This window comes from Aeromonas lacus, from assembly GCF_000764665.1.
Classification (GTDB): domain Bacteria; phylum Pseudomonadota; class Gammaproteobacteria; order Enterobacterales; family Aeromonadaceae; genus Aeromonas; species Aeromonas lacus.
The window spans coordinates 142,783-159,299 of sequence record NZ_JRGM01000136.1 but is presented as its reverse complement, the minus strand read 5'-3'; the positions used below and the strand labels follow the sequence as shown (position 1 = coordinate 159,299).

The 16,517-nt window shown below is 61.5% G+C and carries 19 protein-coding genes; 6 read left to right on the top strand and 13 right to left on the bottom strand.

Features of this window, described 5'->3' with window-relative positions; all coding sequences use genetic code 11:
• Positions 1 to 10: 10 nt before the first annotated feature.
• Positions 11 to 2,497: a trimethylamine-N-oxide reductase TorA gene (gene torA / locus LG31_RS0112735; RefSeq protein ID WP_033114846.1), complete on the top strand. Its 2,487-nt coding sequence runs from the start codon at positions 11 to 13 to the stop codon at positions 2,495 to 2,497.
• A gap of 371 nt (positions 2,498 to 2,868) precedes the next feature.
• Here the strand turns inward: torA and LG31_RS0112730 are convergent, their stop codons facing one another.
• Genes LG31_RS0112730 through LG31_RS0112715 form a run of 4 tightly spaced genes read right to left on the bottom strand, consistent with a single transcriptional unit; the run spans position 2,869 to position 5,734 of the window.
• Entirely contained in the window at positions 2,869 to 3,330 is a 462-nt protein-coding gene (locus LG31_RS0112730; RefSeq protein WP_033114845.1) for a hypothetical protein, read from the bottom strand.
• A gap of 41 nt (positions 3,331 to 3,371) precedes the next feature.
• Positions 3,372 to 4,721 (bottom strand): sensor histidine kinase, encoded by a 1,350-nt coding sequence (locus tag LG31_RS0112725; protein WP_033114844.1) that lies wholly within the window; start codon positions 4,719 to 4,721, stop codon positions 3,372 to 3,374.
• The gene (locus LG31_RS0112720) at positions 4,718 to 5,374 is read right to left on the bottom strand and encodes an AHA_4052 family stress response regulator transcription factor (RefSeq protein ID WP_005339826.1); all 657 of its coding nucleotides are present in this window, start codon (positions 5,372 to 5,374) and stop codon (positions 4,718 to 4,720) included. The genes LG31_RS0112725 and LG31_RS0112720 overlap by 4 nt, the downstream gene beginning before the upstream one ends.
• Before the next feature lie 21 nt (positions 5,375 to 5,395).
• Positions 5,396 to 5,734 carry a PepSY domain-containing protein gene (locus tag LG31_RS0112715; RefSeq protein ID WP_033114843.1) on the bottom strand — a complete coding sequence of 113 codons (339 nt, stop codon included), beginning with the start codon at positions 5,732 to 5,734 and terminating at the stop codon, positions 5,396 to 5,398.
• 63 nt (positions 5,735 to 5,797) lie between these two features.
• On the opposite strand from LG31_RS0112715, the gene LG31_RS0112710 reads away from it, so the two are divergent.
• Positions 5,798 to 6,046, top strand: coding sequence for a PepSY domain-containing protein (locus LG31_RS0112710; protein WP_033114842.1), 249 nt, complete (start codon positions 5,798 to 5,800; stop codon positions 6,044 to 6,046).
• Here the strand turns inward: LG31_RS0112710 and LG31_RS0112705 are convergent.
• On the bottom strand, positions 6,043 to 6,669 hold the full coding sequence (locus LG31_RS0112705; RefSeq protein ID WP_033114841.1) for a protein-methionine-sulfoxide reductase heme-binding subunit MsrQ: 627 nt from the start codon (positions 6,667 to 6,669) through the stop codon (positions 6,043 to 6,045). The two genes, LG31_RS0112710 and LG31_RS0112705, sit on opposite strands and share 4 nt — an antisense overlap.
• On the bottom strand, positions 6,660 to 7,664 hold the full coding sequence (msrP, locus tag LG31_RS0112700; protein ID WP_033114840.1) for a protein-methionine-sulfoxide reductase catalytic subunit MsrP: 1,005 nt from the start codon (positions 7,662 to 7,664) through the stop codon (positions 6,660 to 6,662). The genes LG31_RS0112705 and msrP overlap by 10 nt, the downstream gene beginning before the upstream one ends.
• A 369-nt stretch (positions 7,665 to 8,033) precedes the next feature.
• Here msrP and LG31_RS0112695 point away from each other — a divergent pair, with 369 nt between their 5' ends.
• Complete coding sequence (locus LG31_RS0112695; protein WP_033114839.1) at positions 8,034 to 8,516, top strand: DUF1097 domain-containing protein; 483 nt, start codon at positions 8,034 to 8,036, stop codon at positions 8,514 to 8,516.
• 51 nt (positions 8,517 to 8,567) lie between these two features.
• Here the strand turns inward: LG31_RS0112695 and LG31_RS0112690 are convergent, their stop codons facing one another.
• The 4 genes from LG31_RS0112690 to cydH all read right to left on the bottom strand — a co-directional run bounded on the left by LG31_RS0112690 (position 8,568) and on the right by cydH (position 11,965).
• Positions 8,568 to 9,848, bottom strand: a complete 1,281-nt coding sequence (locus tag LG31_RS0112690) for a sigma 54-interacting transcriptional regulator (RefSeq protein ID WP_033114838.1) — start codon at positions 9,846 to 9,848, stop codon at positions 8,568 to 8,570.
• Positions 9,845 to 10,372, bottom strand: coding sequence for a hypothetical protein (locus LG31_RS0112685; protein ID WP_420796193.1), 528 nt, complete (start codon positions 10,370 to 10,372; stop codon positions 9,845 to 9,847). Before LG31_RS0112685 ends, LG31_RS0112690 begins: the two co-directional genes overlap by 4 nt.
• On the bottom strand, positions 10,369 to 11,769 hold the full coding sequence (locus LG31_RS0112680; RefSeq protein WP_033114836.1) for a sensor histidine kinase: 1,401 nt from the start codon (positions 11,767 to 11,769) through the stop codon (positions 10,369 to 10,371). The genes LG31_RS0112685 and LG31_RS0112680 overlap by 4 nt, the downstream gene beginning before the upstream one ends.
• Positions 11,770 to 11,872: 103 nt before the next feature.
• Positions 11,873 to 11,965 carry a cytochrome bd-I oxidase subunit CydH gene (cydH, locus tag LG31_RS20985; protein ID WP_005341891.1) on the bottom strand — a complete coding sequence of 31 codons (93 nt, stop codon included), beginning with the start codon at positions 11,963 to 11,965 and terminating at the stop codon, positions 11,873 to 11,875.
• A 124-nt stretch (positions 11,966 to 12,089) separates the two neighbouring features.
• Between cydH and LG31_RS0112675 the strand changes: the two genes are divergently transcribed.
• Positions 12,090 to 12,650 (top strand): 2-amino-4-hydroxy-6-hydroxymethyldihydropteridine diphosphokinase, encoded by a 561-nt coding sequence (locus LG31_RS0112675; protein WP_033114835.1) that lies wholly within the window; start codon positions 12,090 to 12,092, stop codon positions 12,648 to 12,650.
• Here LG31_RS0112675 and LG31_RS0112670 read toward each other — a convergent pair.
• Positions 12,576 to 13,280, bottom strand: a complete 705-nt coding sequence (locus LG31_RS0112670) for an SDR family oxidoreductase (RefSeq protein WP_033114834.1) — start codon at positions 13,278 to 13,280, stop codon at positions 12,576 to 12,578. The genes LG31_RS0112675 and LG31_RS0112670 overlap by 75 nt on opposite strands.
• A gap of 63 nt (positions 13,281 to 13,343) precedes the next feature.
• On the bottom strand, positions 13,344 to 13,880 hold the full coding sequence (locus LG31_RS0112665; RefSeq protein ID WP_033114833.1) for a DUF2301 domain-containing membrane protein: 537 nt from the start codon (positions 13,878 to 13,880) through the stop codon (positions 13,344 to 13,346).
• Between the two features lie 85 nt (positions 13,881 to 13,965).
• On the opposite strand from LG31_RS0112665, the gene LG31_RS0112660 reads away from it, so the two are divergent.
• Positions 13,966 to 14,733: a substrate-binding periplasmic protein gene (locus LG31_RS0112660; protein WP_033114832.1), complete on the top strand. Its 768-nt coding sequence runs from the start codon at positions 13,966 to 13,968 to the stop codon at positions 14,731 to 14,733.
• A gap of 8 nt (positions 14,734 to 14,741) precedes the next feature.
• On the opposite strand, the gene asnC is transcribed toward LG31_RS0112660, so the two are convergent.
• A complete protein-coding gene (asnC, locus tag LG31_RS0112655; RefSeq protein ID WP_033114831.1) occupies positions 14,742 to 15,203 on the bottom strand; it encodes a transcriptional regulator AsnC in 462 nt (153 codons plus the stop codon).
• 154 nt (positions 15,204 to 15,357) lie between these two features.
• Between asnC and asnA the strand changes: the two genes are divergently transcribed.
• Positions 15,358 to 16,350 (top strand): aspartate--ammonia ligase, encoded by a 993-nt coding sequence (gene asnA, locus LG31_RS0112650; RefSeq protein ID WP_033114830.1) that lies wholly within the window; start codon positions 15,358 to 15,360, stop codon positions 16,348 to 16,350.
• Positions 16,351 to 16,517 lie beyond the last annotated feature (167 nt).

The window sequence follows — 16,517 nt, the reverse complement described above, 5'->3', positions numbered from 1 at the left end:
GAAAACCGTTATGACTTTTTTCAACGACAAGAAGACCAATCTGTCCCGCCGCAACCTGCTCAAGGGGCTCGGCGCCTGCGCAGCCCTGCCCCTGCTCGGCGGCATTTTTCCCAAGAGTGCGCTGGCACAAGCCATCAGCACCGCATTGAGCCAGTTCCCGACCCTGGTGCCCGCCCAGAAGGGCATTCTGACCGGCGCCCACTGGGGTGCCTTCGAGGCGATCGTCGAGGATGGCCGCATGGTGCGCGTCCAGCCGGTGGCCGATGATCCGGCACCTAACGATCTCATCGACATGGCGCCGTTCCAGGTGCACGCCAAGAACCGCATCAAGTACCCCATGGTACGCAAGAGCTGGCTGGAGCACGGCCCGGGCGCCAAACCCGAACTGCGCGGCGCCGACCAGTGGGTACGGGTGAGCTGGGAGAAAGCGATCGAACTGGTGGCTGGCGAGATCCTGCGGGTCCAGACCGACTTCGGCCCGCAGGCAATCCACGCCGGTTCCTACGGCTGGAAGAGCGTCGGCATGTTCCACAACAGCCGCACCCTGCTGCACCGCCTGATGAACCTCTCCGGCGGTTTCACCGGTTATGCCGGTGACTACTCCACCGGCGCGGCTCAGGTGATCATGTCCCACGTGATGGGCTCCATCGAGGTGTACGAGCAGCAGACCGCCTGGCCCAACGTGGTGGAGAACGCCGAACTGGTGGTGCTGTGGGGGGTCAACGCCCAGGTGACCCTGAAAAACAGCTGGAACATACCGGACCATGAAGGTCAGGCTGGCTTCAAGGCGCTGAAAGAGAAAGGCACCCGCGTCATCAGCATCGACCCCATCTACAACGAGACCGCCAAGCTGGTCGGCGCCGAGTGGATTGCCCCCAACGCCTACACCGACGTTGCCATGATGCTGGGTGTGGCCCACACCCTCTATACCGAACAGAAGCACGATCAGGCCTTCCTCGATCGCTACACCGTCGGATTCGACAAGTTCCTCGCCTACCTGCTGGGCAAGGATGACGGTCAGCCGAAGAGCGCCGAGTGGGCGAGCAGCGTCTGCGGCGTCGATGCCAAGGTGATTCGCCAGCTGGCCCTCGACATGGCCGCCAAGCGCACCATGATCATGGCTGGTTGGGGCATGCAGCGTCAGCAGCATGGCGAACAGCCGAACTGGATGCTGGTCACTCTGGCCTCCATGCTCGGCCAGATCGGCCTGCCGGGCGGCGGCTACGGCTTTAGCTACCACTACTCCTCCGGTGGCAGTCCCACCGCCAAGGGCGGCATTCTGGCGGGCATCTCCGCCGGCAACGCACCGAAGAACAGCCCGGCACCGATCCCGGTGGCGCGCATCGCCGACTGTCTCGCCAACCCGGGCAAGACCATCGACTTCAACGGCCGCAAGGTGACCTATCCGGACATCAAGCTGGTCTACGTGGCGGGCGGCAACCCCTTCCACCACCATCAGGACACCAACAACCTGCTGCAGGCGTGGCGCAAACCGCAGACCGTGATCGTTCACGAGCCCTACTGGACGGCCACCGCCAAGCACGCCGATATCGTGCTGCCGGTCACCACCAGCTACGAGCGCAACGATCTGGAGATGGGTGGCGACTACTCCCAGCGCTATGTGTTCCCGATGCACCAGTGCGTGCCGCCCCAGTTTGAAGCCCGCAACGACTTCGACATCTTCAGTGCCATCGCCGCCAAGCTGGGTGTGCAGGAGCAGTACACCGAAGGCAAGGACGAGATGCTGTGGCTCAAGCAGATGTACGACGGCATGGCGGCGCAAGCCCGTGGTGCCCGTGTGGCGCTGCCGCCGTTCAACATGTTCTGGGAGTCCAACAACTACATCAGTTTCCCGATCCCCGAGGCCAACCGCCAGTGGATCCGTCACGCCGATTTTCGCGAGAACCCGCTGCTCAACCCGCTCGGCACCCCGTCCGGCAAGATCGAGATCTTCTCCAACACGGTAGCCGGGATGGGTTATGCCGACTGTGCCGGCCATCCCAAGTGGTATGAACCCAAGGAGTGGGTGAAGAGCGAGGTGGCGACGCGCTATCCGCTGTCCCTCAACACCTCCCACCCGACCCAGCGGCTGCACTCCCAGCTCGACAACACCCCGCTGCGTGACAAGTTCGCCATCGCCGACCGCGAGGCGATCATGATCCATCCCGCCGACGCCAAGGCCCGTGGCATCGCCCAGGGAGATCTGGTGCGCGCCTTCAACGAGCGCGGTCAGATCCTGGTGGGTGCCCTGCTCTCCGAGGATGTGCGCCAAGGCGTGGTGCGGATCTGCGAAGGGGCCTGGTATGACCCGGCCAAGCCGGGCGAAACGGGTAGCATCTGCAAGAACGGCAACGTCAACTGCCTCACCTTCGACGAAGGCTCGTCCAGTCTGGCGCAGGGCAACTGTGGCCACATGGCCCAGCTGCAGATCGAGAAGTACACAGGCCCGCTGCTGGCCAACACCGCCCACGCGGTACCGGCTAACGGCTGTAGCTAACAGACAAAACGGCGCCATCATGGCGCCGTTTTTTTATCCCCGTCGTGGCGGGGATAACCCTTGTCGGGATAACCGCCACCGTCAGCACCAATAACGAGGATCGGAAGATCCCCTCGCACAGCACTGGCGGCGCTCGCAGGCACCGTGAGGGGTGCCTGATTATCCTGCATAAATTAAATTTATGGTTTTTCCGATAATGACCCTATTTTTACTTATACCAATGACCAACCGCCCCATGGCGGCCCTGCCCGTCTCCTATGCCGCCCCCGAGGGCAGCGCCCGATCACCATAAGGACGCGCCATCCTCGCCAATAGAAACGGCGCCCGAAGGCGCCGATTTTTTATCGCTGCGATGGCAGGAGAGAGGGAAATCAGAACTCGCCCTCTTCCATATACTCCTGCGCGCACTCCACCAGCTGCGGCCAGAGCTCTTCCGGCACCCAGGCGTCCGGGTCATCTTCATCCCCGTCGTACTGGCTCCAGAAGTAGCGGCGCAGACCGGAGGCGAACTCGTCGCTGATCTCGGCCAGCTCGGAGAGCGGCCCCAGCCAGGCGATGCGACGCAGGCCGGAGGCGAGATCGTTGATGGCATCCATCAGGGTGCGATCGTCGAAGCTCTGCTCCACCAGCAGGGTGAAGCGCTCGCGCGCCTGTTCGGTCTGATCCTCTTCCAGCTCGCCCACATCGGCCAGCAGATCGACAAAATCTTCCAGAAGGAACGCGATCAGGCCATCCCTGTCTTCAAACCACTGGATCTGGGCGCCCTTGACCCCCAGCACAGAGGCATCAAACGAATCGTCAAGGTGACACAGTGCCCACGGATCGTCGGTCATGGTTCTCTTCCTCAGGCTAAAACAAATGCCATATGTTATGCCTAGCTCTCGACTCTTGCCACCTTGGGCAACGAGAGGGAGGCGGCCAGCCCGCCCAGTTCGGCGCGGCCCATGATGAAACTGCCCCGATAAGCTTCCGCCAGATCGGAGACGATGTTGAGACCAAGGCCGGAGCCCGGCACCTTCTCGTCGAGCCGCACCCCGCGCAGCACCGCCTTGGCGATCTGATCCTCGCTCATGCCGGGGCCGTCATCCTCGATACGCAGGGTGATCCAGCCCCCCAGCTCGGCGCTGGAGATGCGCAGCTCGCTGGCAGACCACTTGAAGGCATTCTCCAGCAGGTTCCCCACCATTTCGTCAAAGTCCTGCTCCTCCACCCCGACCGCCAGTTCGGCCGGCACCTGCAAGTCCACCGTCTTGCCCGGATAGAGGCGGGAGAAGGCGCGGCAGATGTACTCCACCCGCGCCCGCACCGGGGTCGAGACCCCGAGGATCTTGGCGGCGCCGGTCACCCGTGCCTTGCCGAGGTGGTAATCGATATGACGCTGGATCTGGTCGAGCTGCTCACCGATGGCGGCCTGATCCTCCGGCGGTAACTGGGCCACCTGATTGCGCATGATGCTGAGCGGCGTCTTGAGGGCGTGAGCCAGATTGCCGGTGTGGGAGCGCGCCCGCTGCAGCAGCTCGCCGTAGTGGTGCAGCAGCCGGTTGATATCCTCCACCAGCGGCTGGATTTCCAGCGGATAGCGCAGCCGGAATCCCTCCTGATGGCCCTCATGAACCCGCCCCAGTTCGCGGCGCAGCAGATGCAGCGGCCGCAAACCGTAGACAATCTGGAACATGAAGCCGAGCACCAGACCGGCGGCGGCAAAGCCGAGGCCGAGGAACAGGCTGATGCGGGTCTTGTTGAGGGTCTGGGTCAGGGCGCTGCTGTCTTTCGCCATCACCAGGGTAAACAGCCGATCCGAACCGGGCAGCAGCACAGCACGGGTCATGATCAGCAGCGGCTCCTTGTTGGGCCCCTTGCCAAAGAAGAGGTCCGGGTCGCCAAAGGCGGACTTGAGGCCGCGGCTTTCCAGATGGGTGTCCCACAGGGAGCGGGAGCGCCCCACCACCTTGTGATCCAGCTCCAGCTGCCAGTAGTAGCCGGAGTAAGGCTGGCTGAAACGGGGATCTGACATCGGCTCGGTGACTACCGGCAAGCCGGTTTTAGCCACTTCCAGCCGGGAGAGCAGATCATAGAGCTGCAAACGCAGGCCGTCGGCCTCCGCCTCCTGCCAGTAGTTGCGCATCATGGTCTGCAAGCTGAAGCCGGTGGCGAACAGAAACAGCCCGCACCACACCAGCGCGATGGCGACCAGTCGCCCCCGCAGGGTTCTCACCAGCCTCATTCGTTGATCCGGTACCCGAGGCCGCGCACTGTCTCAATCAGGTCTGGATTGGTCTTCTTGCGGATCCGGCCGATGAACACCTCGACGGTGTTGGAGTCGCGGTCAAAATCCTGAGCGTAGATGTGGTCGATCAGCTCGCTGCGCGACACCACCTTGCCCCTGTGCTGCATCAGGTAACCCAGCACCCGGAACTCGTGGGCAGTCAGCTTGATGGGGGTCCCTTCGTACCACACCTGCGATGCCGCCATGTCGAGGCGCACTCCGCCGATCTCCAGAATGGAGCTGGCGTTGCCCGCCGCACGGCGCACCAGCGCATGCACTCGCGCCACCAGCTCGGCAACCTGGAACGGCTTGGTGAGGTAGTCGTCGGCACCGGCGTTGAGCCCCTCGATCTTCTCGTGCAGCTGGCCACGGGCGGTCAGCACCAGCACCGGGGTATCGATCCCCTTGCTGCGCCACTCCTTCAGCACGCTCAGGCCATCGCGCCCCGGCAGGCCGAGGTCGAGAATGATGGCGTCGTAGGGCTCGGTCTCGCCGAGAAAACCGGCCTCGTTGCCATCGTGGCAGAGGTCGGTGACAAAGCCGGAGAGGCGCAGCTGTTCAGCCAGCTGGCCGGCCAGAATTTTTTCGTCTTCAACAATCAGAATTCGCATGAACAGGCTTCCAAACAGAGGTTACTCATCATCCTCGACCGGGGGCTTGGGTGGCTCAAACAGCCGCTCCAGATGGTGGCCCTTGGCCCACACCATCTCCAGGTTGTCGGCCCGATAGGCCACCTTGAGCACGCTGTTCTCCCGATCGATCACGCGCAGTTCATAGAGCCAGATACCATCCTCTTCCCCCAGATCGACCCGCAGAACCCGCACCGGCAATCTGGATGCCACCTCCATCATTTCGTGGAAGGGCCGAACCCGTCCCTCATGGACAGCTTGCTGCAACAGGGCTTCGTCAGGCGTCAGCGCCTGCGCCAGCACTGGCAACAACAACCCGATCAGAGGGAGCGCTCTATTCATGGATGATTCATCTCCAAAAACCTAACATAATGGCGTTTATAGTCTGCCAGCCATGAATCCGGAATGAATATGATCCCGCGCAGTTTCCTGCTGATCCTCTGCCTGCTGAGCGCCTCAAGCTGGGCTGCCCAAAACCGCCTCGACATGGCCGGGCTGGTCAAACTGTTGCTGGCGCAAGGGTATCACGACATTCGCGAAGTGGAGCTGGAAGGGGACAAATTCGAGGTCAAAACCCTCGATCGCCAGAATGAAAAGGTACATCTCATCGTCGATGCCTACACTGGCGAGATCAAAAAACAAGAGGCCGATTAGGCCTCTTTTGCTTTCCAGCGCAGGCGCCAGGGGCGCAGCAGCTTCTCCCGTCTCGGCCAGAGCAGGGCGCAGGCCAGCAGCAGGTAGATAAGCGGCTCCAGCCAACCGCTCTTGAGCGACCACCAGTAGTGCACCGGCACCAGCAGGGCTACCGCATAAACCCAGTTGTGCAACTTCTGCCACCCCGCCCCCATCCGCCGCTGCAATACAGGCAGCGAAGTGATACCCAGCGCCAGCAACAGCAGCAGCGCCACCATCCCCACCACGATATAGCGGCGCTTGACCAGCTCGCCACCAATCAGCCCCCAGTCAAACTGCAGATCCAGCCCCAGCCACACCATGAAGTGGAGCTGCGCCCAGACCATGCACCAGAGCCCGAGGGGGCGGCGCAGCTTGATGAGCTGCCCCTGCCGCCAGCGTTTGGCCAGCGGCGAGACCAACAGGGTGAGCAGCAGCAGGTTGAGAGCCCCCTTGCCGAGGTAGTGGATAAGCTCGGGCACGGGGTCGCCCCCCAGCAGACCGGCCGGCAGGGCGTACCCCAGCCAGAGTAGAAAGCCGAGGGAACCCAGATGCACCAGCGCCCGCAAGCCGCTGATATGTGAGGCTTTCAGTTTCAGTACCATTGGCGCAGATCCATCCCCTGATAGAGCGAGGCGACCTCGTCGCCATAGCCGTTGAACATCAGGGTTGGCTGGCGCTTGGCACCGAACAGCCCGCCCTCGCCGATGAACCGCTCGCTCGCCTGACTCCAGCGCGGGTGATCCACCTGCGGGTTGACGTTGGCGTAGAAGCCATATTCGTTGGGGGCCAGCAGGTTCCAGGTAGTGGGTGGCATCTCCTCCACCAAGCGGATGGAGACGATGCTCTTGATGCTCTTGAAGCCATACTTCCACGGCACCACCAGCCGGATCGGCGCGCCGTTCTGGGCTGGCAGGGTCTTGCCGTAGAGCCCCATGGCGAGGAAGGAGAGCGGGTGCATCGCCTCGTCGATACGCAGCCCCTCGACGTAGGGATAGTCGATGCCGCCGCCAAGGGAGGCTGAGGCCTGACCGGGCAGCTGTTTCGGATCGAACAGGGTCTCGAAGGCAACAAACTTGGCGCGGCTGGTCGGTTCGGCACGGCGAATAAGCTCCGCCAGCGAGATGCCATTCCAGGGCAGCACCATGGACCAGGCTTCGACGCAGCGCAGCCGGTAGATCCGCTCCTCCAGCTCGGTTTTGTTGATGAGATCCCACACATCCAGAGTGAAGGGCTTGGCGACCTCCCCCTCCACCTTCAACGTCCAGGGTTCTGGTTTGAGGTAATGGGCGTTGCGGGCCGGATCCGTCTTGTCGGTACCAAGCTCGTAGAAGTTGTTGTAACTGGTCGCCTTCTCTTCCGGTGTCAGCACCAGATCGGCTGGCCGCGGGGCCTGCTTGCTGTTGAGCGGTTTGGTGGCTAGCTGGGGCGCATCCTCTTTACCGCGCAGCAGATCGAGTACCCCGGCCTGGGTCGGAAAAGCGAGGGTGGCGGCGCCCAGACCCAGCCCCTTGAGAATAAGGCGGCGATCCTGATAGACGGCTTCCGGGGTGACATCCTGTTCGGTGAGATGATGGGGGGCACGACGTTTGATCAACATGAAAAACTCCCGGGGCAGTTAGAGGCGACAGAGATAAGACCCGCCCCGGCAGATTTTTATTTCACACCGGATTACATGAGGTGGTACAGGGGCAGCGCCTTGGCCATGGTTCCGACCAGAAACAGCACTACGAATACCAGCAGGGGAACGATCACATTTGGCACCATCAGACTCACTCCATGAGCAGGACAGGGCCTCTAACTATGGTCGAGGGTTTGGCCGGTCACCAATGAATTTTTTTCGCGAGCGCAAGCGTATTCCTGAGTTGAAAAAGGTGATGGAGATCACACACAATTCCGCCCCCGCTTGCCGCCCCGATTGCCAGGGGTAGGCTGCCCGTTTTCGTGAAGCCAACTGAAGAGTCACGCCATGAGCCCACTGATCGCCATCGCTATCACCACAGGTATTCTCTCCGCCGTATGGGGCTGGCTGGCCGTCGCGCTCGGTCTGCTCTCCTGGGTCGGCTTCCTCGGCTGCACCAGCTACTTCGCCTCCAGCGGCGGTTACAAGGCGCTGTTGCAGACCATCTTCTGCAACACCAGCGGCATGTTGTGGGCGCTGCTGCTGATCCATGGCGGTGACCTGTGGGGTGCCGGCGTGGCGGGTTATGTGATGACGGGTGTGGTGGCGACCCTGATGTGCGTACAGGCCAAGCAGCAGTGGCTTGGCTATATTCCCGGCACCTTTGCCGGCTGCTGCGCCACCTTCGGGGCGGCGGGCGAGTGGCGGCTGGTGCTGCCCTCGCTGGTGGTAGGTGCCCTGTTCGGTTATCTGATGAAGGCGAGCGGCCTCTGGTTCTCCCAAAAGACCCTGAAGCCCCGCAACGCGGATGGCGTCACCGACCCCGCCTGAGCGACATCCACTGCGAAGCGGCCCTCTCATTCAGGGCCGTTTCGCACAGCGTTACCCTTTCGACTTGAAGTTTGCCGCCTCGATGCCGTGTCGATTCAATAGCTTGTAGAAATCGGTACGGTTCCTCCCCGCCATATTGGCCGCCAGAGTCACGTTGCCCTCGGTGGTGCGCAGCAGCCGGATCAGATACTCCTTCTCGAACTCGGCCCGCGCCTCGTTGAACGAGGGGATGCCACCACCACCACCGCTCAGGGCAGACTCCACCATGGATACCCCGATCACCGGGCTGCAGCAGAGGCTGGCCAGCTGCTCCACCACATTGCAGAGCTGGCGCACGTTGCCGGGCCAGGCCGCCGCCGCCAGCATGGCCAGCGCCTCGGGTGAAAACCCCATGGCAGCGCAGTCACTGTTGCGACTGCGGTAGTCATCGAGGGCCTGACGGGCCAGCAGGGGAATATCCTCGCTGCGGGCGCTGAGGGATGGCAGGGTAATATTGGCGACGTTGAGGCGGTAGAAGAGATCTTCGCGAAAGCGCCCCTCCTCCATCGCCCTGACCAGATCCTGATGGCTGGAGCTGAGCACCCGCACCTCCGGGGTGCCCTGACCATACTCCTCCATCACCTGCAGCAGCTTGGCCTGCAGCGACTCCGACAGGCTGCCGATCTCGTCGAGAAACAGGGTCGCTCCCTTGGCCTGTTCGAACAGACCCGAGTGCCCATCCTCCCCGAACAACTGCAGGTCGAGGGCCGCCCAGGGAATGGCGGCACAGTTGATAGTGTGCAACGGCCGATCACGCCGCTGGCTCGCCTGATAGAGCGCCTGCGCCATCGCCCCTTTACCGGAACCGGACGGCCCCATGATCAACACGGGCACCTCCATGGTGGCGATGCTGTGCGCCTGGATCAGCAGCTGCTCCAGCTGGGGATTGCGGGTCAGGATCAGCGACTGCCACTCCAGCTGCTGTTTCGGGCGGGTCAGGCTGAGGGCCTGCTCTATGGTGGCCAGCAGCTCATCCTTGTCGATGGGCTTGGTCAGAAAGCTGAACACCCCGGAACGGGTCGCCTGAATGGCATCGGGTATGGTGCCGTGGGCGGTCATGATGATGACCGGCAAGCCGAGCCACTGGGCCTGGATCCGCTCGAACAGCGCCAGGCCGTCCATACCGGCCATCCGCAGATCGCTCAGCACCAGATCGGCCCGCTGCTGACGCAGCCGGTCGAGGGCCCCTTCCGCACTGTCGGCGGTATCCACTTCATAACCCTGACTGCGCAGCCGCATGCTCATCAGTTTGAGCAGGCTGGCATCGTCATCCACCAGCAGGATCCGGCTCATGGTACTACCTCACGATGCTCGTTCAGTTTGCGCTGATTCAGCTGTTCATCGATGGCTGAGAGCTGTTCGATCTGGCGGCGCAGCCGCTGGATCTCCTGACTCTGGTCATCGCGCCGGCTGTCGCGAGCCAGCAGCTGTTCGCCGAGGGCGATCCAGCTGCGCAAAAAGGCCTGCGCATCGAGACCCAGTTCTGGCAGCATCTTCTTCAGACGCGCCAGACCGGCGGTACGATTGGCCACCGATTCGGCGGGGTGGGAATCCACCATCGCCAGACTGACCCGGCTCTCCAGATCGTCGGCCCCCTTGAGACGCTGACGCTCCTGCACCCGCTGCTGGGGATGGCTGGCCAGCAACCAGTCGGAGTATTGCAGACGCACCTGCATCTCCTTATTGGCAAACTCCATTCGCTTGGCAAAAGCGATATCGGAGGACTCCTGCTGTGCCTGCGGCGGCAGCCAGGAGCAACCCGCGAGCAGCCCGGCTAGCAGGGCTGGAAATACGCGCTGTATTTTCATAGACCTCATTTCAACGTCAACCTGAAGCAGACATCTGCCTGTTCATCCTTCACCAGAACCAACTCCCCTCCCAGGCTGGAGGCAGACTCGCGAGCGATGGAAAGCCCCATGCCAGAGCCTTTCAGGACACCTTGCCGCACTGTGCTGCCCTGCTCAAAGGGTTCAAAAATACGCAGCCGGTCTGCCTCGGGGATCTCGGGCCCCTCATTGGCAACCTCCAACCAGTTCGCCTGCTCCTCTGCTCCGGCGCGGATCCAGATATTGCCACCCTGGGCACCATAACTGACGGCGTTGGAGAAGAGGTTATCGAGGATCAACCGCAACCGGTAGGGCTCTGCCCACAAGGTAACCGGTTCGGTCGGCAAGTGTACACGGATCTGCTTGGACTCCAATGCAAGCCGATACTCGGCAGAAAGTTCTGCCAGCATGGGCAACAGGGGAACCGGCTCCAGTTCGAACGTCTCCTGCTGGGTGAGGCGGTTAAAATCGAGCAGGCGCTCGATCAGGGTCTGCAGCCGGCGACTGTTCTCATCCAGCATCTGGCAGATCTCCAGCTGATCCGGAGTCAAAGGCCCGACCAGCTGCTCGCAGAGCAGATCCGACCCCTCGCGCAGCACCGCCAACGGGGTCTTCAGTTCGTGGGAAACATGGCGCAGGAACTGGTATTTTTGCAGCTCCAGCTCCTTGAGTTTGTCGTGCAGCCAGAGGATCCGCTCCCCCAGCAGCACCAGTTCGGCGGGGCCATCCACCGGCTGCGGATCCGGCTCTACCCCCGCCCCCAGACTCAAGATACGCGACTCAATTTGTCGTACCGGATGGGTGATCAGGTAGGTGAAGATAAAGACCAGCAGCAGGCTGATCACCGCCACCACAGCGCTGACCCACCAGAGCTCTTTGGTCAGGGCATCGATGGCCAGACGCACCCGATCCATCTGCTCGTCAACCCGGCTGCGGGTGCCCGCCTCGAGCTGCTGACTCAAGCGATTGAACTGGTCGAGGATGTCACCCGCCACCGCCTTTTTGGCCTGCCCCCCCTCCTGCAACGAGCCAAATTGCGCGAGCAACTCATCAAGGCCGCCATAGAGCTGGGGATCCGACAGGGAGTTGCGATGCTCCGCCAGCAGGCGGTGATACCCCTCAAGCTGCAACCGGTAACTGGCCAGACTGCGGCTATCCCCCAGCACCGCAAAGCGGCGCAGGGTGCGCTCGATATCGATCGCCTGGGCGGTGAGCAGGGTAGCGCGGCGGGTATCCTTGATCGCCCGTTCCATCTCGTCGCTGGTGAGCTGGCTCAGGTGGGTCAAGGCATTGGTGTTGTGCCAGATCATGCCGCCGAGCGGCATCAACACCAGCACAAACCCTATCAATACCACCTGCAGCAGGGAGCGTGGGCGAACCTTGGTCATCGTCTTTTCTCTTGCGTTCTCACCGGTGCGCCAGCATAGCCCTCAGCGCCCAAAAAACAAAACCGGCCAACAGGCCGGTTCGGATTATCTGGATTGTGGGGACTCACGCCAAAGCGACAGAAGCCAGACAGATGGTCAGGATCATCGCCAGCGCGCCCGAGGCGGTCAACAGCGCCCATTTCAGCTCAACACTCATGCAAACCTCCTTTCTGCCAATCAGTGCCGGATCACAATAGATAAAACAATGTTACGCCATAGTTAATCCGATAACCGTGAGCTGCGTATACATTTCAGATGAGCCCTAACCAAGGATGGTGAGCATGTTCTATCTGTGTAGCATTGGTTCCAATCTTGACCCAAACAGTCATGTCACCCGGGTGCTGGAGGAGCTGGCCAGCCGTTTTGGCCGTTTGCAGACCAGCTCGGTGATCAGCACCAAACCGGTGGGGATGCACTCCAGCCATGACTTTCTCAACTGTCTGCTGATCCTGGAGAGCGAACTGGATGCCTCCGCCCTGAAGCAGGCCTTTGTGGCGATGGAAGTGGGTCATGGCCGCGACCGCAGCGATCCCCTCTGCAAGGTGCACGACCGCCCGCTGGATATCGACATTCTCGCCAGCAACCCGAACGGCGACTTTGCTGCGGAGCAGGTCGACTCCTACCTCATCGAGCTGCTGGCCGAACTCTACGGACGCGGCGAGGTGCACGATCCCAAGGTTGCGCTGCAACTGCATCTACCCGCCGGCTCGGGCAAAACCGTGCATCTCCAGTCGATAGGTCTGGAGCCAGCCACGGTTTGCATACCATCAGAGCACGGCCAGAGCTCGCCCGCCATCCACCTTGACGCTGGCCCCGGTCATATAGCTGTTCGCCATCAGTAACTGCACCGCCTGCCAGATAGGCTCCAGCCCTCCCTCCCGCGCCAGCGGCGTTTTCGCAAGCACCTGCTGGCGCCACGCCTCGTCATGCTCGTCGAGAAACAGGATGGGGCCCGGCTCTATGGTATTGACCCGGATTGCCGGGGCCAGCTCGCGGGCAAAGCTCATGGCCAGCGAATGGGCTCCCGCCTTGGTGGCCACATAGCTGGCAAAACGGGGGGCCGGTGCATGGATATAGATATCGGTGATGTGGATGATGCTGGCGTTGGCATTGCTCGCCAGTTGCGGTGCCAACGCCCAGTTGAGTTGGAAGGGGGCCGCCATGTGCACCCGGTAGAACTGATCAAACTGGGCCAGCTGCGCCGCGGGCTCGGCAGCCTGCGGCTCGAAGGCCGAGGCGTTGTGGATCACCAGCGCCAGATCCTGATGGGATGCCAGCACGTCGATCAACTTACCCACCTGCTCTTCACTCGCCAGATCGGCCTGCACCAGCTCGACCCCCAGCGCGGCCAGTCTGGCCAGCTCCGGCCGCTCGCTGCGATAACTGCCGGTCACCTGCCAGCCCGCAGCCACCAGCTGTTCACAGAGATAAAACCCGAGCCGACGGCCACAACCGGTTACCAATGCACGCATAAGACCTCCCTCTCCTTTCATCCTCATCCATGAGTTATGCCGACACCACGGCTGGCAACAAAGCTAGATCTGGTAACGCCCCTTGTCACCAATATCAAAATGGAGGGGCATCCGCCACTTGGCCAGCGCCAGCAGGATGAGCAGAGCCCCGCTCACCAGCGCCACCAGGGCAGCGGCCCATACCACTTGCAACCACTCCAGCAACCACAACAGCGGCAGCAGCAATGGCACCAGTTTGATCCCGGGGATCGCAAAACAGAACTGCTCCTTGAAGGCCAGCCCGGATAGGGTAACCAGGGCGGCCCCCAGCACCAGCGCATCCGGAGCTCCGATGGAGAACAACGCCAGTGCGGCCCATCCAGAACCCTGAAGTATCAGCCGAATCCGCTTGTCGTAGATGTGCAGCGAAAAGGCACAGATAGCGCTTGCCAGCGCCAGCAACATCAACCATTGTGCCGGTGGCAGCAGGTCACCATGACTCAACAAGGCCGCACCGCGACAGAGTAGCAACAGCGCCGCACCGCTCAAGCCAAGGCGATATAGGAGGACGGTCAATTTGTCTATCCCGTCCAGCGGGCTCTCGATTTCAGGGTTTGCCATACACTGTCGCCTCTACCAATCAGGAGCCACCCAATATACGGGGATCAGGCTCCAAAGTTCTTCATCCGGGTTCAGGAGGGGTAGTTTGCGTGTAACCCATCTGCTTTGGCTACTACTGTTCCCGATCAGCCTATGCGCCAAAGAGCTGGTAGTCTGCGGCACCATGGAGCACCCGCTCAAATTTCTCGATGCCAATCAGCAGCCCCGTGGCCTCGATATCGACATCGTCACCGCCATCTTCGGCAAGCTGGGGATCCCTGTCCGAATAGAACTGATCGACTCCGGCGCCCGCCTCACCCGCAATGCCGAAACCGGTCTCTGCGATATGGTACTGACCCACTCCTACAATGCAGCACGCGAGCGCTATCTCATCTACCCCCAGCAGGCCCATGTTCGCCACAGCTGGCACTTCTTTGTACGCAAGGCAGACCAGCTAAAGATCCGTTACGAGACGCTGGCCGACCTCAAACCCTGGCGGATCGGCGTGACCAGGAATTTTTCCTACACCCCCGAGCTCACCGCGGCCATGGCCGATCCTGCCTACCACTTCCAGCAAATTCCTATGAATCGGCTGCAGCTGCGCAAGTTGCTGGCCGGGCGGATCGATACCGTGCCCATGCCGCTGGTCACCGCCTTTGCCCAGATCAGGGAAGAGGGGCTGGAGGGCAAGCTCGACTACCTGCCCAAACCGCTCAAGAGCAGCCCCTACTTCAACACCTGGGCCCGCGCCAAAGCGGACAAGAATACCCCTGCCCAGATGGCCGCCTACGATGCAGAACTGCTGCATATGAAACGGGATGGTCGGCTCAAGGCGCTCTACGACAAGTACGGCATTCCCTATATCGAACCCTGATCAGCCGGTCAGGGCTTCACATCTCTTAATATCGGGTTTTGCAGCGAGATCAGGGTTTCAGTGGACTGGATCTCGTCAATGGTCTGGATCTTGTTGATCAGCACAATCTGCAACTCGTCGATGGAGCGGGTCATCACCTTCATAAAGATGCTGTAGTGGCCGGTGGTGTAGTAGGCCTCCACCACTTCGTCCAACGCCTGCAGTTTGTCCAGTGCCGAGGGGTAATCCTTGGCGCTTTTCAGATTGATCCCGATAAAGCAGCAGACGTCGTAGCCCAGCTTCTTGGGGTTCACCTGCACCCGCGTCCCCTCGATGATCCCCGCCTGCTTCATCTTCTCCACCCGCACATGGATGGTGCCCGGGCTGACCGCCAGCTGCTTGGCCAGTTCGGCATAAGGAATACGCGCATTCTCCATCAGGGCGGTGAGGATGGCCTGATCGAGATTATCGATCCGGTAATTTTCCGGCATTTTTTTGCCCTCCCGTTAACGATACATTATTAAAAACCAACTTATTTTGAAGAAAAAAACACACAAAGCCTATTTATATTATCGAATATTGAATTTACTTGTCGTTCTGTTGAAGAATCACCACATCCAACGGAATTTGAAACAGGAATTCAGCATGAAACAGCACTACATTCGCAGCCAACAGCAGATCAGCTTCGTCAAAGAGATGTTCTCCCGCCAACTCGCCCAGCAACTGGGTCTGATGGAGGTGCAAGCCCCCATTCTGAGCCGGGTCGGTGATGGCACTCAGGACAACCTCTCTGGCCACGAGAATGCAGTGCAGGTCAAGGTGAAGACCCTGCCGGAGCACAGCTACGAAGTGGTGCATTCACTGGCCAAATGGAAGCGCCAGACCCTGGGTCGTTTCGGGTTCGGCCCGGGCGAAGGGATCTACACCCACATGAAGGCGCTGCGTCCGGACGAAGACAAGCTCACCCCCATCCACTCCGTCTATGTGGATCAGTGGGACTGGGAGAAGGTGATGCCGAGCGAGCGCCGCGATCTGGCCTATCTGCAGGAGACCGTGCGCGGTATCTGGGCCGCCATCAAGGCCACCGAGCGCGCGGTCTGTGCCGAGCATGAGCTGACCCCCTTCCTGCCAGCCGAGATCCAGTTCCTGCACAGCGAAGAGCTGCTGGCCCGTTACCCGGATCTCGATGCCAAGGGGCGCGAGCGCGCCATCGCCAAGGAGCTGGGGGCCGTGTTCCTGATCGGCATCGGCGGAGCTCTGTCCCACGGCGAGCGCCACGATGTGCGCGCCCCGGACTATGACGACTGGAGCAGCCACAGCGAGCTGGGTCTGGCGGGTCTGAACGGTGACATTCTGGTGTGGAACCCGGTGCTGCAAGACAGCTTCGAGATCTCCTCCATGGGGATCCGGGTCGATGCCGAGGCGCTGCGCCGCCAATTGGCCATCACCGGCGATGAAGATCGCCTGCAGTACGACTGGCATCGGGATCTGCTGGCCGCACGGATGCCGCAAACCATCGGCGGCGGCATCGGCCAATCCCGTCTGGCCATGTTGCTGCTGCAAAAAGAGCATATCGGTCAGGTACAGGTCGGCGTCTGGCCAGCCGAGATGAAAGCTGCCGTGCAAGGCATGCTGTAACGAATGAAGGCCATGCCGGCCATCGCAGCCGGCATGGCAACAGGCAGGTGGCCGTCGGGGTTGAGCGAGCGCATCCCCGGCAGGCTGTAAGAAGCAAGGCCAGCTGTGGCCACGCTTCGCAATCGGGGGCTTGCCCCTGCGACCCGCTCAACCCACGTCAGGTCGCT